Below are 16,609 nucleotides of genomic sequence, written 5' to 3' on the forward strand. Positions count from 1 at the left end.
GTTTTATCATGGACTTTAACGGCTTACTCAACTACATGGTAGAGAAAAAGGCCTCGGATCTGTTCATTACAGCCGACGTTGAACCCTCTATCAAAATTAACGGTCAGATTGTACCGATTGGCTCGGTGAAATTACCGGGCGCGGCTGTGGGGCAGTTACTTAACTCAATCATGACCGAGAAGCAGCGCAAGGAATTTGCCGACACACGCGAATGTAACTTCGCCATCAGCAACCCGGACAAATCAGCACGTTTCCGTGTCAGCGCATTCCAGCAACGCGATCAGCCAGGCATGGTACTGCGCCGTATTGAAACCGTCATTCCGACCATGGATGAGCTGAAGTTACCGCCCATTCTAAAAGAACTGGCAATGACCAAACGCGGAATCATTATTTTTGTGGGTGCAACCGGTACTGGTAAATCGACTTCCCTCGCCTCTTTGATTGGTTACCGTAATGAAAATTCCAAAGGTCATATCATTACTATTGAAGACCCGATCGAATTTGTGCACCAGCATAAGGGTTGTATCATTACTCAGCGCGAAGTCGGTATCGATACTGACTCCTTTGAAGTCGCATTGAAAAACACCCTGCGTCAGGCACCAGATGTGATTCTGATCGGTGAGATCCGTTCTCGTGAAACCATGGACTATGCAATTGCCTTTGCGGAAACCGGTCACCTGGTTTTTGCGACCCTGCACGCCAACAACGCCAACCAGGCCATCGACCGTATCATTCACTTCTTCGAAGCCGACCGTCACAGCCAGCTGTTTATGGATCTGTCCCTAAACATGAAAGCCATTGTGGCACAGCAGCTAATTCCAACTATCGATGGTAATGGCCGCCGTGCAGCGATTGAAATCCTGATCAATTCGCCATTGATTGCGGATCTGATCCGTAAAGGTGATGTGCATGAGATCAAGGATCTGATGAAGCGTTCACGTGAACTGGGCATGCAAACCTTCGACCAGGCATTATATGACCTATATAAGGCCAAGCAGATTAGCTATAAAGATGCACTAAAACACGCCGACTCACCAAACGACCTGCGTCTGCAAATCAAACTGTCAGAAGAAGGTGGCGAGCATTTATTACGTGCGCATTCCAATATTACTTTTGATGGTCAAACCTGATCATTTTCCAAGCATAAAAAAAACAGGCTTTTAATAAAGCCTGTTTTTATTTCAGCCTAAAGCTAAATTATTTCTTACGGTAAGCTTCCTGACATTCAGGCGCGTCACAATAACCGTAAAGATTAAGTGAATGTCCAGTCAATGCAAAACCAAATTTCTTCGCAACTTCGTGCTGTTCATGTTCAATCACATCATTTGTAAATTCAACGACTTTGTTGCAATTTTGACAAACCAAGTGATCATGGTGATCTTCCTGCATAATTTCAAAAACTGAGTGATTATTTTCAAAATTATGACGCTCGATAATCCCTGCTGCCTCAAATTGTGTTAACACACGATACACAGTTGCAAGACCCACATCTTCCCCTTGTTCGAGTAAAGTCTTATAAATGTCTTCAGCGCTAAGGTGATGCCGTCTAGAGTTTTCTAATAGTTCTAATATTTTAATTCGTGGAAGGGTAACTTTCAGTCCAGCTTTTCGTAAATCTTGGTTTGAAATAGGCATGTAAAAAGGTCTCTCAACAAAATCAAAGTTGGAATAGGCAACAAAGTTTAGATGCAGTATGATCTATCCTTGGATCAAATGCATCATAATTAATTTGGGATAGTGTAGCAAAATGCAAAAAATCATGCTGACGTTATTCGTCACTTCATTGCTTGTCGGCTGTTCGACATTAGGTGTGTACAAAGTTGATATTCCTCAAGGAACACCTTTAACTCAAGCACAAGCCTCTAAAATTCAGGTAGGAATGAGCCACCAACAGGTGCGTTTCCTGCTCGGTAGTCCAACAGTATCTGATCCGCTCAATCCGCTACGCTGGGACTACATCTACAACTATACCCCAGGAACCTATGCTAAAAAAGCCAAGATCCCAGCAGCCCAAGGCCAGCATCTAAAAATTTACTTTAATCAGTCTGGTATCGTAGAGCGTATTGAAGGTCTAGAAACCATTCCAGAATCTCAGCCAGGTTTACCAGGTTCCAAAGAAGCGATCTTAAATGCCCCACCACTATAATCGCTTTTGCATAAAAAAACCCCTGTATGATCAGGGGTTTTTTTAATTAAATAGATTGATTTATCAAATAATCAGACCATCTGTTCAATAAAGCCACATTCCCCTAATCGGAACGTTTATTTTGCTTGAAACGGTTACCTTTGGCATAACGGCCCACCGGATTCTTTTCAGCGCGTTTACGGCGAATATCCTTGGGATTAATGGTTAAAGCACGATAAATCTCTACCCGATCCCCTACTGCCAATGGCTGGGTATGATCCTGTAGCTTAACGCCAAAAATACCCAGACTCAGAGGTTCAGGCAATTCCACCTGTGCACGGATGCCACTTTGCTCAATTGCATCCAATGCAGTCATGCCGGGCTGGAAAGGTACGGCAATATGAAACTGTTGTTCCAGGGTAGCATAGGCCACCCAGATCATTGCCTCAGTCATCAGAAAAATTGTCCTACTACAGCAACAATGGCCAGAATAATTGAAACTGGTAAGACAATACGTACTGCGATACGCCAGATGTTATACACCGCTTCTGAGCTGAAGTTCATCGATTTACGCAAATGACTGATTTTCATGATCCAGCCAGCAAACAAGGCATAAATCAGACTGATCACCAGTCCCCAAAGAATCAGCAGATTATTGAAAACCGGAGCAACATTTGGAATTAACCACACTAAAGTAGCAGCGATCACAATCGCCCACTGAATGATAATATTCATTTGACGTTGCTGTAATTGCTCACGTGCCATTTGCATAAGCAAAGCAGCGGCTGCGACAATGGCTGCGATTAAAGCAAATGCAGGGATTTCAGCTTTTACTGCAAAGAAACCAAAGGCGATGATCGCTAATAGCTGCGCCACCCAAATCGGTAAGGCTGTTTTAGTCGCAACATCCTGCTGTTTTACGACAGCCAGACTTGATTGCCAATACAGCCCCATACCTAGACCACTCGCTACCAAAGCCAATACAGTGGCATTGCCCCACTCTACGAATTGGACGGGTGTTATCTGCCAAGCCGGTAATTCAGTTCCCATCACATTCGCCATAATCAAAGATGCAAGTACGCCGATCGTGGTAATCCCAACCAGAATTAAACGTGGCACCAGCGATAAGACAAATGCAGCAATTGCCAGCACCGCAAAAATCACTGGCTGCTGAACATCGAAATTAGTAACTGCAATCACATTAGAAGCATGATTGAGCATCGCACCCGCAAGGAATGGGATAAATACAACCGCCAGCCAGCCGACGATCCGCCAGCGCTGAGAACTATCAGCTTCACGGGTAAGGCTCGACAATGCCTGTAATGAAGTGGTTTTTGAGCGTTTCGCCAGAGCAATTTCCAGATAACAGACTGGAAGGGCCAGTATTAGCATGGTCGCTAACCACAACATCCAGAAATCAAGCTGACGGTCAATCTGAATACCTGTTATCGGTGCGAGTGTCGCAATAATAAGAAAGGATAAACAGAAAGCCATCAGAGGCGATAACCATTTTGACATAGCATTGTCCTGCATGATGTATTCCTATAAAAATCTAGCGCTATTTTGCCTTGTGAGGCGATGAAAATCAAAAACAAAAAAGCAAACCACCATGCCCGTGATTTGCTGCGCAAATTTATTATTAAGCTTTATTTTTTATTTTTCCGATTTGTCTTTATTTTAAGAACAATCGAGTTATGAGAAGAAACGGGCAAACCAGTTTTTACCCTTTTTCTTTTCTTTATCTTTAATGATTCCCATCATATTTTCTTTTACTGCACCGACATAATCCGCATCATCGTGCTGAATATGATTGATCAGCCATTTAGATAATACTTCATGTAATTCCGCTTCAATAGATTGTCCCAATTCAAAACGGTCACGATAAGATTCAATCTTTTTAATAAACAGGTCATGCACACGTTTATGTGGCACACGATATTTATAACCCGCTTCTTCCTGAAGTGATTCTTCAAAGGTAAAATGAGACTGGGTATAATCAATAATATTTTCTAGAATCTGTTTAATACGAGCACGATCGGTATTGGCATCAATTCCATCAATCTCATTGATATAATCGAGAATTCGTTTGTGCTGATCGTCAATCACATCGATACCAGTATTATAATCTGGAACCCATTTCATTTTCATTACGACCACCTATTGATATTAATGATTTATCGCTTGAAAAAGATCATATATCTAATTGATTTAAATAAAAATCAAGTAAATCGGTTGGTTTTCAGTTTATTTTCTACTTAATTAATGTAAATCATTGTTTATCCAATCAATTATATTTTAAACCCGACTACAAGAATAAAGTATTTTTTGATCGATTTTATATTTCATGGTTTATTTATTTTAATGATTTCACTATAAAATAAATATCAAATTCAAAAAAACAGGAGCGATGTCCTGTTTTTTAATATCGAATTTTAACCAGATTTAATATAAATCTGCTTTAGTCACTCTTTTAAGCGAAGGATCCAAACGTTCTCTTTCCAGACGGGCGACATGTGTCAATTGGGAACGATATTTGGCTCCATCTCTGAACAAAATCATTTCACCTTCCTGAAATGCTGTCCATTCTTCATTCTGCGTTAGCGGCTCTGTGGTAATCACAGCGACCCGATCTTCAGGCGTGGTGACTTGGCTAAAATCAACTTCAACTTCGATATCAATCAGTTGGGCTGGCTTAAATGGATATTCACGAACCAGCCAATGCAGTTTAGTCGTTGCATAGGTAAATAAAGCCTGACCATTGGACAGACAGAAATTAAAAGTGCCATGCTCTGCAATGGATGGAGAAATCTCGGCCAACAAATCAAAAACCTGATCCAGCTTCGGTTCATCATAACCAAAATGTTTCACCAGCTGATCCAGCAAATAACAGAAAGCGCGCTCACTGTCAGTGTTACCGACTGGCGTAAAACGTCCAGAAAGCTCAGGTAAAAAATCTTTTAAATCACCATTATGGGCAAAGATCCATTGTCGTCCCCATAATTCACGACTAAACGGATGCGAATTTTCCAGATTAATTTTGCCTTGTGTCGCTTTACGGATATGTGCAATTACATTACGGGATTTGATCGGATAATTACGCACCAATTCTGCAATCGGTGATTCAACAGCTGACTGATTATCAACAAATAACCGGCAAGCCTTATCCTCAAAGAAAGCAATCCCAAAACCATCAGAATGATCTGAGGTAATCCCCGCCCGCTGAGAAAAACCTCGAAATGAAAAGGTAATATCTGTTGGTGTCGCACAATTCATTCCAAGTAGCTGGCACATAATCTTCATTCAGGTCACAGAGTGTTCTTAAGGTTATTGTGCATCACAGGCTGGACCTTTTCAAATCTCGATCATTGCAATGCTATGCGCTAAAAATGCTAATAAACTATTTTTTTATATTTAATTTAGCAAAAGGAGTTTAAGCTTTAAAGCTCAGCTTAAAAATGAATACTTTAGATTTAACTTTCATATTTCTAGTAATCAAAATCTTAAAATAAAAGAAATAAAAAAGAGCCTCAAGTGAGACTCTTTGATATTCAATTTATCTTTATGGACGATGTGGATTAGAACGGTTAGTAATTAAAGTTCCCACACCATGATCAGTAAAGATTTCTAACAGGCTCGCATGTGGTACACGACCATCCACGATATGTGCACTGATCACGCCGCCTTTTACTGCATCAAGCGCACAGCCGACTTTAGGAATCATGCCGCCATAGATCACACCTGTTTCGATCAGACGATCAACTTCCTGAGTCGTTAAACCGGTCAGCAGATTTTTATTTTCGTCCAGCACACCGGTAATATTGGTCAGCAAAATCAGCTTTTCTGCCCCTAAGGCTTCGGCCACTTTACCCGCAACCAGATCCGCATTGATATTATAGGTGTTGCCTTCTTCATCGACACCGAGCGGCGCAATCACCGGAATGAAGTCACTGTTGGTAAACATTTCCAGTACGTCAGTTTTCACGCCAACGACTTCACCCACCATACCCAGGTCCACTTTTTGGATTGAACCGTCTTCAGCCGTCTTTTCCATTAATAGCTTTTTGGCACGCAGCAAGTTGCCATCTTTACCGGTTAGACCAATTGCACGGCCACCATGTTTGTTGATCAGGTTCACAATTGATTTGTTTACGCTACCGCCCAGAACCATCTCGACCACTTCCATGGTTGCCGGATCTGTCACGCGCATACCATCAATACGGTCAGATTCACGACCTAGCTGTTTCAGCATAGAATCGACTTGTGGACCACCGCCGTGTACCACAATCGGATTTAAACCGACTGTTTTTAATAAAACGATGTCACGTGCAAAAGAGCTTTCTAGCTCAGGATCCGTCATCGCGTTGCCACCGTATTTTACCACCAGGGTTTTACCCGCAAAGCGTTGGATATACGGCAAAGCTTCAGTCAAAATTTGTGCTTTGTCGATGCCTGTATGCTGATTTGGCATTCGCCTCTCCTTATTGAGCATCTAAAATGTCTTGAGCGATCTGTGGATAACGGTCACGCAACATGGATACAAACAGATGTCGAATTTCATTCAGGCCTTGTGCATCATTGGCATCAAAGCGCACCGTGAAATATTCACCCGTATTGGATGCTCGAATGATGCCAAAACCATCATCAAAATCAAGACGTATCCCGTCAATTTTACTGATTTGTGCATTTAATTGCGTAGATTGCTGCTCAACAAAGTTTAAAAGCTCAACAGGCTGCACCTGATGAGTGGAAATATATAAGTCTTCAGTCCCATGACGTTTTGGATAAGCGCGCAAGGCCTTACTTAAAGTCATACTTTTCTGATCCAGATATTCCATGACCCGAAGCGCTGCATAAAGACCGTCATCATAGCCCCAGCCACGTCCGTCATTAAAAACATAATGCCCGGCATATTCACCACCAAAAATGGCCTGATGCTGAGACTGTGCCAGGTATTTTCGCAGGAATGAGCTGCCAGTACGAATCATCACCGGTTTTCCGCCTAGGCGTTGAACTGTATCGCGAATCAGGGTTGAACATTTAACATCATAAACAAACTGACATGCTTCTGTGCCAGTCATACAAATTTCTGCGAATAAACAGAGAAGCTGATCAGCACTAATAATGACACCCTGCTCATCCACCAATACCAACCGGTCCCCATCACCATCTAGGGCAATACCCAGATCCGCCTGCTGTTGCATGATAACCTGACGCAAGGTTTGTAAATGTGCTTCCTGAGAAGGATCAGGCGCATGATCCGGAAAATGCCCATTGGCTTCACAACGTAAGGCGGTAACTTCACAACCTAGTTTTTGCAGTACCAAGTTGGCGCAGCGTCCTGCCGAACCGTTCAGACCATCCAGCACCACTTTAAAAGGACGCTTCAGCTGAATATCTTCAAGCATTTCCTGCTGATATTGCAGACAAAATTCGGGAATAATTTGGTGAGGCAAATCATTCAGGCACGATAAAGAACTATTCACATGAAGTTTTGCTTTTTGTGCGACCTGCTGAATCATCTCGGGACAAGGCGGCTCCCCTGCAATAATCCATTTAATTCCATTATCTTCTTTAGGATTATGGCTGGCCGTTACCATCACACCATTGCCATCAAACTGACGCGCTGTGTAGTACAGCATCGGACTGGAACAACAGCCGATAATGACGGCTTCAATAGCATAGTCCTGAAAAATACGGCGAATGGTTTCAGCAAAAGCCGGACTGCTGATTCGGGCATCATAGCCAATCGCAACCCGAGTCTGTCCCGCAGCTTGATATTGCTGAGCCAGACCATGCGCAATAGCATCAATCACACCTGTACTGAGTAAACTGACTTTACCCCGGATATCGTAGGCACGAAAAATGTGAGCCGGAAAGGGTTGATTCATGGATCCCATAAACTGTTCTTTTCACTATTGAATATAAGGAGATAAAATAATGATTAAGCAATCATCATGACTTTAAACATTTGTTTTAGTTTTAAGACTCTGTATTTTTATATGAATTGAATGTGACAATCAATTATAAAAGTATAATTATTAATCTTTTATGTATTTAATTTGTATAACTAGTCAAATAAATAAACCCAACTAAAAATGACTTCTTTTATTATTTATCACCTATTTTCTTAAATTTTAAATGATTTTATTTTTCTACTTAAATGATCCTAAAATTTATTTAAATATTTTTCATTAAAATAAAATTCAAGAATAAAGTTTATTAAATAGCTCTGTCATTTTTTTATTATTTTTATGATTAAAACTACAAAAAAGATGACTTAACCCAGAACATCCAAGTTAAGTCATCCTTTAATTTTAGTTTTTACCAGTATGACCGAAACCGCCCGCGCCACGCTCGGTTGCTTCAAACTCATTCACCAGATCAAACTCGGCCTGTACCACTGGCACTAATACATACTGAGCCAAACGCTCACCAGGTTCCAGGCTAAATGCCGTCTGACTGCGGTTCCATACAGAAACCATCAGCTCGCCTTGGTAATCTGAATCGATCAAGCCAACCAGGTTACCTAATACGATGCCGTGTTTATGACCTAAACCAGAACGTGGCAAGATCAAGCCAGCAAATGCTGGATCTTCAATATAAATTGCCAAACCAGTTTTCACCAAAACTGTTTGACCTGGTTCAATCACAGTCGTTTCGTTGACACATGCACGAAGATCGAGTCCTGCTGAGCCAGTTGTGGCATAAGTGGGCAATGGCCATTCCTGACCCAGACGTGAATCAAGGACTTTCACTTGAACTTTCATGTATTTATTCCTGTTGTTTAATATCAAAAAATTTAAAGAATCAAAATCGTAGTGTTCTGTTACTTTTACCGTTTAATCAAGGCACGTAAATTATCCAGATAATGCTGAGCCTGCTGTTTTGGATCAATATTGCCTGCAAGTTTTTTCTTGCGGCCTAACCACTCCAGTTCATCTTCTGGCAGCTCATCCAGGAAGCGGCTTGGGGTCATCTGTTTCATCTGTCCCCCCGCCTTACGTTGCTCAGCCAAGGTAATAGTCAAGCCCTGACGCGCACGGGTAATCCCCACGTACATTAAACGCCGTTCTTCCTCGACTGTTTCCGCAGCAATCGAGTTTTTATGCGGCAGAATTTCTTCTTCCAGTCCAATTAAGTAGACATAAGGAAATTCCAGACCCTTGGATGCATGCAAAGTCAGCAAGTTTACCTTATCGGTATCTTCCTCTTCCTGCTGCTGTTCCAGCATATCGAGAAGCACCATCTTACGAATAACACTTTCGATATTTTTCTCATCAACATCTTCTGCACGATTAATCAGGCTCTGAATACTGCTATAGAGCACTTCAATATTATCGAGTTTGGTTTTTTCCTGTGCCGGTGTCGCTGCGGATTCCTTGATATAGTCAATATAGCCGGCTTCCACCATCATCTGGCGGATAATCGGTACGGGCTCATCATCTTCCAGCAAGTTACGGGTAAAGTTATTGATGAAATCTGAGAATTCTGCCAGTTGTGTCGTTGCTTTCTTTGGAATGACCATGGTCAGACGTTGATCACCTGCTGCTGACAGTAGAGACAGATTATTTTCCTGGGCAAACAGACCGAGTTTTTCCAGCGTCACCGGGCCAATGGCACGTTTCGGTGTGTTAATAATCCGCAGGAAAGCGCTGTCATCTTCCGGGTTAATGATCAGACGCAGGTAACTCATAATGTCCTTAATCTCTGCACGCGCAAAGAAAGACTGACCGCCAGAGAGCTTGTAAGGAATCTGCATCTGGCGCAGCTGGGTTTCCAGAATACGGGCCTGGAAATTACCACGATACAGAATCGCATAATCTTTCCAGTTTTTACCATTCATCAGCTTATGCGTGATCAGGTCTTTCACTACGCGTTCTGCTTCATCATCATCATTACGACAAGTGATGACCCGAATCACTTCACCGTGACCTTTATCTGACCAGAGCTTTTTATCAAAGATATGCGGGTTGTTGCCAATCACGGTATTGGCAGCTTTCAGAATACGGCTAGTGGAACGATAGTTCTGTTCCAGCTTGATCACTTTCAGATTCGGGAAATCCTGTTGTAACAGTGCCATATTTTCTGGCTTGGCACCACGCCAGGCATAAATCGACTGATCATCATCCCCTACCGCAGTGAACTGGCCCATGACCCCGACCAGTAATTTCACCAGAATATACTGTGCCGTATTGGTATCCTGATATTCATCGACCAGCAAATAACGCACGCGGTTCTGCCACTTATCCCGGACTTCAGCATTTTCCTGTAACAGACGCGTTGGCATGACAATTAGATCATCAAAGTCGACAGCGTTGTAGGCACGCAGATTTCGCTCATAGAGCTGGTATAAATGCGCGAACTGAACGTCTTCCGGGGTTTCACAGGTGGTATGTGCCTGCTCTGGCGGAATCAGGTCGTTTTTCCAGTCCGAAATCATCTTCATGGCTTTGGCGATCAATTCTTTGCTTTCTGCACCTGAAAGATTATCGCGATGCATCAGATCCATCAGAATCCGCTTACAGTCATCGGCATCCAGAATCGAGAAATTATTTTTTAGCGGTGTGTGTTTGAGCTCTAAACGCAGCAGGTTCAGACCAAAAGTATGGAAGGTTGAAACTGAAAGGCCTTTGGCTTCTTCTCGGGTCAGCAATTTGGTGACACGCTCTTTCATCTCACGTGCCGCCTTGTTGGTAAAGGTCATTGCCGTGATCCGGTGGGCCGGAATCCCGCAATGCTTGACCAAATACGCGATTTTTCTTGTAATTACCGAGGTCTTGCCTGAACCCGCTCCGGCAAGTACTAACAAGGGTCCTTGAGTATATTTCATGGCTTCAAGTTGCTTGTCATTTAACTGACTGGCGAGTGACATATGGCTTCCTCTTCTAGATTCGGCTCCGATTATAGTCATCTCATGCCCAGATGCCTAATTGAAAATTCATTTTCCTGCGTCATCTTTCAGACATAAAAAAACCACCCGAAGGTGGTTTTTCTGCAAAATCAGTGATTACTGAACGGCATATACTGCAATTTCAACACGACGGTTTTGTTCTTTACCAGCCGCAGTTGAGTTGTCTGCGATCGGGTTCGCTGAACCAAGACCTTGTGCATTAATACGAGTACGTGCTACGCCTTGACCAGCAAGGTAGTTCGCAACAGATTGTGCACGTGCTTGAGACAATGGAATGTTGATTGAGTCATTACCAGTGCTGTCTGTATAACCAGTTACCAAGATACCGCTTTGGCTGTCTTCAGTCAGAACTTGGGCAACTTTATTCAATGTTGCATAGAAGTTTGGTTTGATGTTTGACTTGTTAGTGTCAAATGTAATCGCACCAGGCATTACCAGGTTGATTGAACCATCTGGATTACGGTTAACGTCTACGCCTGTACCCGCAGTAGCCTGACGTAATTTTTTCTCTTTATTGTCAAGGTAAACACCCGCTGCACCACCAAGTACTGCACCAATTGCAGCTGCACGGTTGTTTTGACGGCTAGTATTGGCATTACTTTTAGAAATACCATAACCTGCAGCAGCACCAATTACTGTACCCAAAGCTGTTTTGTCGTACTCAACACCACCCAGGTTATTGCCAGTAGTTTGACAACCTGTAAGTGCTACTGCCCCTGCTACAGCTGCTGAAATTAATAGTGCACGCATTGCATGCCTCCTTTGTAGTGTAATTTGTATCTTAGGTCAGATAATGATTTAAAAATAATGGGATAACCATTGAATTTTTGTTAATAATAAATCTTTTAGTAATATTTTGTAATGTTTATGTGTAACCAATTTCCTGAATTTCATCATAGTTTCTTCATAGTTTAACGATCGGACTTTTCTATTCGCTCAACTCCCTCTATATTGTTCAAAATGTGATGAAATTTAGACGATTATTCTCTGGAACTGTTTTTATATGTCATCTAAAAGCAAGCAACAAACGACTTTAAAAAAACTTACCCGTGGCCTCACGGTGACATCTGTCATGACTGGCAGTACTTTTTTTCATGGACCACCCGTACTGGCTTTGGGGCTGACCAAACTTTTTAAGAAATCTTCTAAGATTGATGAAACCAATATCAAGATTACCAATAGCTGGTTGGGCGTAAATAACTGGCTGATTGACAATGTCCTGAAAAATACCAAATGGCAAATCAGTATTGACGAATCTCTGGATCTGAACATGCAGGGGCGTTATTTAATGACCTGTAATCATCAGAGCTGGGTGGATACCACGGTAAACCAGTATTTCGGTTTAACGCGTATGCCTCTCACCCGCTTTTTTACAAAATGGGAACTAATTTTTATTCCATTTGTAGGTCAAGCCTTTAAAATTCTGGGCTTCCCGATGATGAAACGGCATAGCAAGGAACAGATTGCCAAAAACCCTTCCCTGAAATATCGGGATATGGAAGAAGCACGTAAGGCATGTGAACAACTGGTTAGCCAGCCATTTACCTTGCTGAATTATCTGGAAGGCACACGCTTTACCCCAGAAAAGCATGAACAGCAAAAATCGCCTTATAAGCATTTGTTGAAGCCTAAGGCGGGCGGTCTCGCGCTGGCACTGAATATTCTGGGAGACAAAATTGATGCACTGGTGGATATGACTATTGTTTATCCTGACGGTGTGCCAGGTTATGGGGAATTCTGGTTAGGCGAAGTTCCGCGTATTGCCGTGAACTTAAGAAAAATTGACATTCCGGATTGGGTACTCGGCGGCAATTATGAAGATGATGCAGATTACCGTGCACGTTTCCAGCAATGGGTAGACCAGATCTGGACTGAAAAAGACCAATTAATTGAGCAAATGCAGCAGAATCTGATTTCTGCTTCTGCCTGACATTTGCCAGAGAGACTATGAAGAACGACAACCCGGACCTCGTGTCCAGCTCATTTAAGTTTATTCGCAAAGGTACTTGGGGCTGGAAAATTGCACTGATTTACGACATTTTCATGATGGTTGTCATCATCATCAATTTGTTCTGTCTCTGTGCCAATGCTATTCTGATGAGCGATTTTGGGCACTGGTTGTTTGACTTTATTCGTCTGCCTGATGTCTTACAGTTTTATAAAAGTGAATTACGTCCCTGGGTAATGATTACCGAGGGATGGTTTACCACCTTCCTGATTATTGAACTCATCGTTCGCTGGTTCATTGCCATTGTTATGCGCCACCATGCCCGCTGGTGGTTCTTTCCCTTTGTGCACTGGTATGAAATTTTATCCATCATCCCACAGCTACGTTTTCTGCGTTTGTTACGTGCAGTCGCGATTGGCTACAACCTGCATAGCCATGGATACAAAGTCATACCGGCAAGCTGGTATAGACGGGGCAATTTCTACTATAACCTGCTGATGGAAGAACTTTCGAGCCGTGTAGTATTGACGGTACTGGATGGCATTAAACGTGAACTCAGCACCAGCACATCACATAAACAATTAATTGATGATTTGGTGGAACATCACCGTAAATTACTGGCTGTTGCTTTGGCAGATATCTTGCAAGAGTCTTTGGGCAAGGAATTACAGGCACAGCGCTTCATGATTTCAAAAAATGTCGGGCAAGTCGTCAATCAGGCCATTGAAGATACACCTGAACTCACCCAGCTTCTGCGTCTGATTCCCATTGTAGGCGGGCGGCTGGAACGTCAGATCCAGAGTATTGGTCAACGTCTGGGAGAAAATATCACCCAAGGTCTGATCGATCCTTTTACACATAACGGATCACAAGAAAACCCGACTTTTGCCATGATTTCAGATAAGATTAGCCAGATTCAGATTGAACATAATCCACATATTGATAAATTGGTCGAATCGGCTGTTTTTGAGACACTTGAAGCCATTCAAAAACAGGTCAAAGTAAAACAGTGGCAACAGATTTTAGAAGAACACGAACAAAATCAGGGCTCAATCGATAGATAAGTTTTCATTTGTGGAATCGGCTAAGATAAGTGGATTCTATTCGTATAAAAAAATAACTTGGATCGCTAGAGAATTAACGAAATTTGTTCTAGGATTTGCACTATTTACAACATCGCTTCGACATAAAACAGCAAGTCAGAAGTATTAAGGAAAAATTATGGCTGACATACGGATAAAAGGCAGAATGGTCAATGCGCTACGCATTAGCCTCGATACCAATGATCATGATGCAATCCGCCAGCAACTGAAACCAAAATTACAAGCGGCTTTTCCGCCAGGCACATTGGCGGTGATTGAAAGTTCAGTCGACCAGGAACTGATTGCCCTGATCCAGTTACTGATTGATCTCGAAGTTCAGCCTATGGCGGTAACTGAAGGGATTCTGGGGGATCAGGCTCGTGCGATTCAGTTCCCTGTTCTGCCACCTGACCGTCAGTTGCAGGAAATTAAAGCAACCAAAGAACAGGTCGTAGAAGTCAAACCTGAATCTACTGCTGATGATGAAAAAGCTGATGCTGCACCGATTGTTGCGCATGTGACCTCTTATCATGATGAAATTCTGCGCACCGGCCAATGCATTGTGCAGAATCAGGGTGACATTATTATTACGGCCGGAATAAACAGTGGTTCAGAAGTGATTGCTTCAGGCAATATCCATATTTATGGCAGCGCGCGTGGCCGTGTGATTGCAGGTGCGGGTGGCAATACTGCAGCGCGTATTTTCTGCCATGCGCTGGAGGCCGAACTGATTTCTATTGCAGGTACTTACTGTGTGGCCGACGACATTCCACCGAATGTTGTGAAAAAACCCGTGCATATTTACTTGAATGATCAACAAGAGCTTGTATTTGAAGCTCTACAATTTTAATGTATAAATAAACACCAAAAACCCCATTTTATAGGGGATTTGAACCATAACAGGAGTGGATTCGGTGGCGAAAATTGTTGTCGTAACATCAGGCAAAGGTGGCGTAGGTAAGACTACAACAAGTGCATCTTTTGCAACAGGTTTAGCCCTACGTGGCCACAAAACTGTGGTAATTGATTTTGATGTAGGCTTGCGTAACCTTGATTTGATTATGGGCTGTGAACGCCGTGTAGTATATGATTTTGTAAATGTTCTCAATAACGAAGCACGATTACAACAAGCACTGATTCGCGATAAAGATATTGAAAATTTATATATTTTACCTGCTTCACAAACACGTGATAAAGATGCTTTAACTGATGAAGGCGTAGAACGTGTAATGGATGAGCTTTCACAAGAATTTGATTATATCATCTGTGACTCACCTGCAGGTATTGAACGTGGTGCCATTTTAGCCATGTACCATGCAGATGAAGCCATCATTGTGACTAACCCTGAAATTTCTTCAGTACGTGACTCTGACCGCATCATTGGCATGCTAGACAGTAAAACTAAAAAAGTAGAACAAAACGAAGGTCGCATCCGTAAACACCTGTGTATTACCCGTTTCAATCCGGAACGTGCCGATAAACAGGAAATGTTAACGATTGACGATATTTCTAAAGATATTTTACGTGTTCCAACCTTAGGTGTTATTCCTGAGTGTCCAAGCGTTCTACAGGCATCGAATGAAGGTAAACCAGTGATTCACTTTACCGAATCTGCCGCAGGTCAGGCTTATGATGACCTTGTAGCACGTTTCCTAGGTGAAGAGCGTCCTTACCGTCATATCGAAGTAAAACCTAAGGGCTGGTTAGCACGATTATTTGGAGCGTAAACATGGCTGGATTCTGGAGTAAACTTTTTAGTAGCGAGGATAAACCATCAAGCGCACAAACCGCAAAAGACCGTTTGAAAGTCATTGTTGCTTCTGAACAGGGTTTAGGGCGCCGTTTGAGTCAGGATAAAATTGACCAGATGAAGACAGAAATCATGCAAGTGGTCAATCGCTACGTCCGCGGAGTTGATGAACAGCACATTCAGATGCAGGTACGTTCTGAAGCAAATATTGAAATGCTTGAAATGAATATCAATTTACCTGAAGAGCGATAATCTGAATTTTGATTAGTCAAGTAAATTGATTCAAGGCAAAATATGAGCCTCAACAAAGCGCCGCTTTGTTGAGACGCAAGACAAGAAGTTTGGCTTCGCGTTGACTTGATAGTAATTACTATTTTACCTAGTCTCAAAACGTGAAGTGATACTTCGAATGGGCAAAGTGCATGATAAGACTTTGCCTCTTGCGAACTCATATTTTGCCTTTTTTCATGCCGAAGAATTACATCAAGGAGATTGCGATGGCATTATCTCAACCAGCGACCTTTAACGAAGAATGGTCAGATGAGCGTGTATATGCCTACCTGAATCAGCTTCCTCCTGCAGGCGTCAATGCAGATTTCCATGTGCTTTATCATGCATTTAAGCATATGCGTCCTTTTGACTATGAGCGCCTGCTAACCAAATTTGTCGCAGACGGTCGCGATCTTAACGCCACCAATCCGGAAGGACAGCGCATTCATGACGTGATTGCCACTTATCCGCGTCAAAGTGCCGAGTTCTTGGCAGTATTAGAAAAATTTGCATAAGTCAAAAT

General features: G+C 42.5%; 18 protein-coding genes. 8 read left to right on the forward strand and 10 right to left on the reverse strand.

All coding sequences use genetic code 11. From position 1 onward, the window contains the following. Positions 1 to 8 precede the first annotated feature (8 nt). Entirely contained in the window at positions 9 to 1,130 is a 1,122-nt protein-coding gene (locus FTV31_RS02130) for a PilT/PilU family type 4a pilus ATPase (protein ID WP_004783234.1), read from the forward strand. Positions 1,131 to 1,197: 67 nt separating this feature from the next. Here FTV31_RS02130 and fur read toward each other — a convergent pair whose 3' ends face one another. Next, positions 1,198 to 1,635, reverse strand: a complete 438-nt coding sequence (gene fur, locus FTV31_RS02135) for a ferric iron uptake transcriptional regulator (protein ID WP_004783237.1) — start codon at positions 1,633 to 1,635, stop codon at positions 1,198 to 1,200. A gap of 112 nt (positions 1,636 to 1,747) precedes the next feature. Between fur and FTV31_RS02140 the strand changes: the two genes are divergently transcribed. Beyond that, positions 1,748 to 2,146 (forward strand): outer membrane protein assembly factor BamE, encoded by a 399-nt coding sequence (locus FTV31_RS02140; RefSeq protein WP_004783238.1) that lies wholly within the window; start codon positions 1,748 to 1,750, stop codon positions 2,144 to 2,146. A 103-nt stretch (positions 2,147 to 2,249) separates the two neighbouring features. Here FTV31_RS02140 and FTV31_RS02145 read toward each other — a convergent pair whose 3' ends face one another. From FTV31_RS02145 to FTV31_RS02185, 9 genes are all read right to left on the reverse strand, one after another. After that, complete coding sequence (locus FTV31_RS02145; protein WP_180012837.1) at positions 2,250 to 2,579, reverse strand: RnfH family protein; 330 nt, start codon at positions 2,577 to 2,579, stop codon at positions 2,250 to 2,252. After that, complete coding sequence (locus FTV31_RS02150; protein WP_180012838.1) at positions 2,579 to 3,658, reverse strand: hypothetical protein; 1,080 nt, start codon at positions 3,656 to 3,658, stop codon at positions 2,579 to 2,581. The genes FTV31_RS02145 and FTV31_RS02150 overlap by 1 nt, the downstream gene beginning before the upstream one ends. A 159-nt stretch (positions 3,659 to 3,817) precedes the next feature. Then, entirely contained in the window at positions 3,818 to 4,273 is a 456-nt protein-coding gene (locus tag FTV31_RS02155) for a bacteriohemerythrin (RefSeq protein WP_004783243.1), read from the reverse strand. A 294-nt stretch (positions 4,274 to 4,567) separates the two neighbouring features. Continuing rightward, positions 4,568 to 5,416, reverse strand: a complete 849-nt coding sequence (locus tag FTV31_RS02160; protein WP_166137974.1) for a class II glutamine amidotransferase — start codon at positions 5,414 to 5,416, stop codon at positions 4,568 to 4,570. Positions 5,417 to 5,684: 268 nt separating this feature from the next. Beyond that, positions 5,685 to 6,593 carry an acetylglutamate kinase gene (gene argB / locus FTV31_RS02165; protein ID WP_159123314.1) on the reverse strand — a complete coding sequence of 303 codons (909 nt, stop codon included), beginning with the start codon at positions 6,591 to 6,593 and terminating at the stop codon, positions 5,685 to 5,687. Positions 6,594 to 6,603: 10 nt separating this feature from the next. Continuing rightward, positions 6,604 to 8,022, reverse strand: coding sequence for a phosphomannomutase/phosphoglucomutase (locus FTV31_RS02170; RefSeq protein ID WP_180012839.1), 1,419 nt, complete (start codon positions 8,020 to 8,022; stop codon positions 6,604 to 6,606). 417 nt (positions 8,023 to 8,439) lie between these two features. Then, positions 8,440 to 8,892, reverse strand: a complete 453-nt coding sequence (gene dut, locus FTV31_RS02175) for a dUTP diphosphatase (protein ID WP_004783254.1) — start codon at positions 8,890 to 8,892, stop codon at positions 8,440 to 8,442. Positions 8,893 to 8,957: 65 nt separating this feature from the next. Then, on the reverse strand, positions 8,958 to 10,997 hold the full coding sequence (gene rep, locus FTV31_RS02180) for a DNA helicase Rep (protein WP_159124471.1): 2,040 nt from the start codon (positions 10,995 to 10,997) through the stop codon (positions 8,958 to 8,960). Positions 10,998 to 11,132: 135 nt separating this feature from the next. Beyond that, entirely contained in the window at positions 11,133 to 11,786 is a 654-nt protein-coding gene (locus FTV31_RS02185; RefSeq protein WP_159124472.1) for an OmpA family protein, read from the reverse strand. A gap of 253 nt (positions 11,787 to 12,039) precedes the next feature. On the opposite strand from FTV31_RS02185, the gene FTV31_RS02190 reads away from it, so the two are divergent. The 6 genes from FTV31_RS02190 (at position 12,040) to FTV31_RS02215 (ending at position 16,601) form a co-directional block, all read left to right on the forward strand. Then, complete coding sequence (locus FTV31_RS02190; protein WP_180012840.1) at positions 12,040 to 12,966, forward strand: acyltransferase; 927 nt, start codon at positions 12,040 to 12,042, stop codon at positions 12,964 to 12,966. Between the two features lie 17 nt (positions 12,967 to 12,983). After that, positions 12,984 to 14,048 (forward strand): preprotein translocase subunit SecA, encoded by a 1,065-nt coding sequence (locus FTV31_RS02195; RefSeq protein WP_180012841.1) that lies wholly within the window; start codon positions 12,984 to 12,986, stop codon positions 14,046 to 14,048. Positions 14,049 to 14,205: 157 nt separating this feature from the next. Further along, positions 14,206 to 14,916, forward strand: coding sequence for a septum site-determining protein MinC (gene minC / locus FTV31_RS02200; protein WP_180012842.1), 711 nt, complete (start codon positions 14,206 to 14,208; stop codon positions 14,914 to 14,916). A 64-nt stretch (positions 14,917 to 14,980) separates the two neighbouring features. Further along, positions 14,981 to 15,793, forward strand: a complete 813-nt coding sequence (gene minD, locus FTV31_RS02205) for a septum site-determining protein MinD (protein ID WP_159124476.1) — start codon at positions 14,981 to 14,983, stop codon at positions 15,791 to 15,793. 2 nt (positions 15,794 to 15,795) lie between these two features. Next, the gene (minE, locus tag FTV31_RS02210; protein WP_004783265.1) at positions 15,796 to 16,068 is read left to right on the forward strand and encodes a cell division topological specificity factor MinE; all 273 of its coding nucleotides are present in this window, start codon (positions 15,796 to 15,798) and stop codon (positions 16,066 to 16,068) included. Between the two features lie 245 nt (positions 16,069 to 16,313). After that, a complete protein-coding gene (locus FTV31_RS02215) occupies positions 16,314 to 16,601 on the forward strand; it encodes a PA4642 family protein (protein ID WP_004783267.1) in 288 nt (95 codons plus the stop codon). The last annotated feature ends 8 nt before the right edge of the window (positions 16,602 to 16,609 follow it).

The sequence above is a fragment of the Acinetobacter sp. YH16031 genome, from assembly GCF_013417335.1.
Classification (GTDB): Bacteria; Pseudomonadota; Gammaproteobacteria; order Pseudomonadales; family Moraxellaceae; genus Acinetobacter.

Excerpts from the sequence above, each read along its gene's own strand:
- FTV31_RS02130 (WP_004783234.1), top strand. The coding sequence starts at position 9 with ATGGACTTTAACGGCTTACTCAACTACATGGTAGAGAAAAAGGCCTCG.
- fur (WP_004783237.1), bottom strand. The coding sequence starts at position 1,635 with ATGCCTATTTCAAACCAAGATTTACGAAAAGCTGGACTGAAAGTTACC.
- FTV31_RS02140 (WP_004783238.1), top strand. The coding sequence starts at position 1,748 with ATGCAAAAAATCATGCTGACGTTATTCGTCACTTCATTGCTTGTCGGC.
- FTV31_RS02145 (WP_180012837.1), bottom strand. The coding sequence starts at position 2,579 with ATGACTGAGGCAATGATCTGGGTGGCCTATGCTACCCTGGAACAACAG.
- FTV31_RS02150 (WP_180012838.1), bottom strand. The coding sequence starts at position 3,658 with ATGCAGGACAATGCTATGTCAAAATGGTTATCGCCTCTGATGGCTTTC.
- FTV31_RS02155 (WP_004783243.1), bottom strand. The coding sequence starts at position 4,273 with ATGAAAATGAAATGGGTTCCAGATTATAATACTGGTATCGATGTGATT.
- FTV31_RS02160 (WP_166137974.1), bottom strand. The coding sequence starts at position 5,416 with ATGTGCCAGCTACTTGGAATGAATTGTGCGACACCAACAGATATTACC.
- argB (WP_159123314.1), bottom strand. The coding sequence starts at position 6,593 with ATGCCAAATCAGCATACAGGCATCGACAAAGCACAAATTTTGACTGAA.
- FTV31_RS02170 (WP_180012839.1), bottom strand. The coding sequence starts at position 8,022 with ATGGGATCCATGAATCAACCCTTTCCGGCTCACATTTTTCGTGCCTAC.
- dut (WP_004783254.1), bottom strand. The coding sequence starts at position 8,892 with ATGAAAGTTCAAGTGAAAGTCCTTGATTCACGTCTGGGTCAGGAATGG.
- rep (WP_159124471.1), bottom strand. The coding sequence starts at position 10,997 with ATGTCACTCGCCAGTCAGTTAAATGACAAGCAACTTGAAGCCATGAAA.
- FTV31_RS02185 (WP_159124472.1), bottom strand. The coding sequence starts at position 11,786 with ATGCGTGCACTATTAATTTCAGCAGCTGTAGCAGGGGCAGTAGCACTT.
- FTV31_RS02190 (WP_180012840.1), top strand. The coding sequence starts at position 12,040 with ATGTCATCTAAAAGCAAGCAACAAACGACTTTAAAAAAACTTACCCGT.
- FTV31_RS02195 (WP_180012841.1), top strand. The coding sequence starts at position 12,984 with ATGAAGAACGACAACCCGGACCTCGTGTCCAGCTCATTTAAGTTTATT.
- minC (WP_180012842.1), top strand. The coding sequence starts at position 14,206 with ATGGCTGACATACGGATAAAAGGCAGAATGGTCAATGCGCTACGCATT.
- minE (WP_004783265.1), top strand. The coding sequence starts at position 15,796 with ATGGCTGGATTCTGGAGTAAACTTTTTAGTAGCGAGGATAAACCATCA.
- FTV31_RS02215 (WP_004783267.1), top strand. The coding sequence starts at position 16,314 with ATGGCATTATCTCAACCAGCGACCTTTAACGAAGAATGGTCAGATGAG.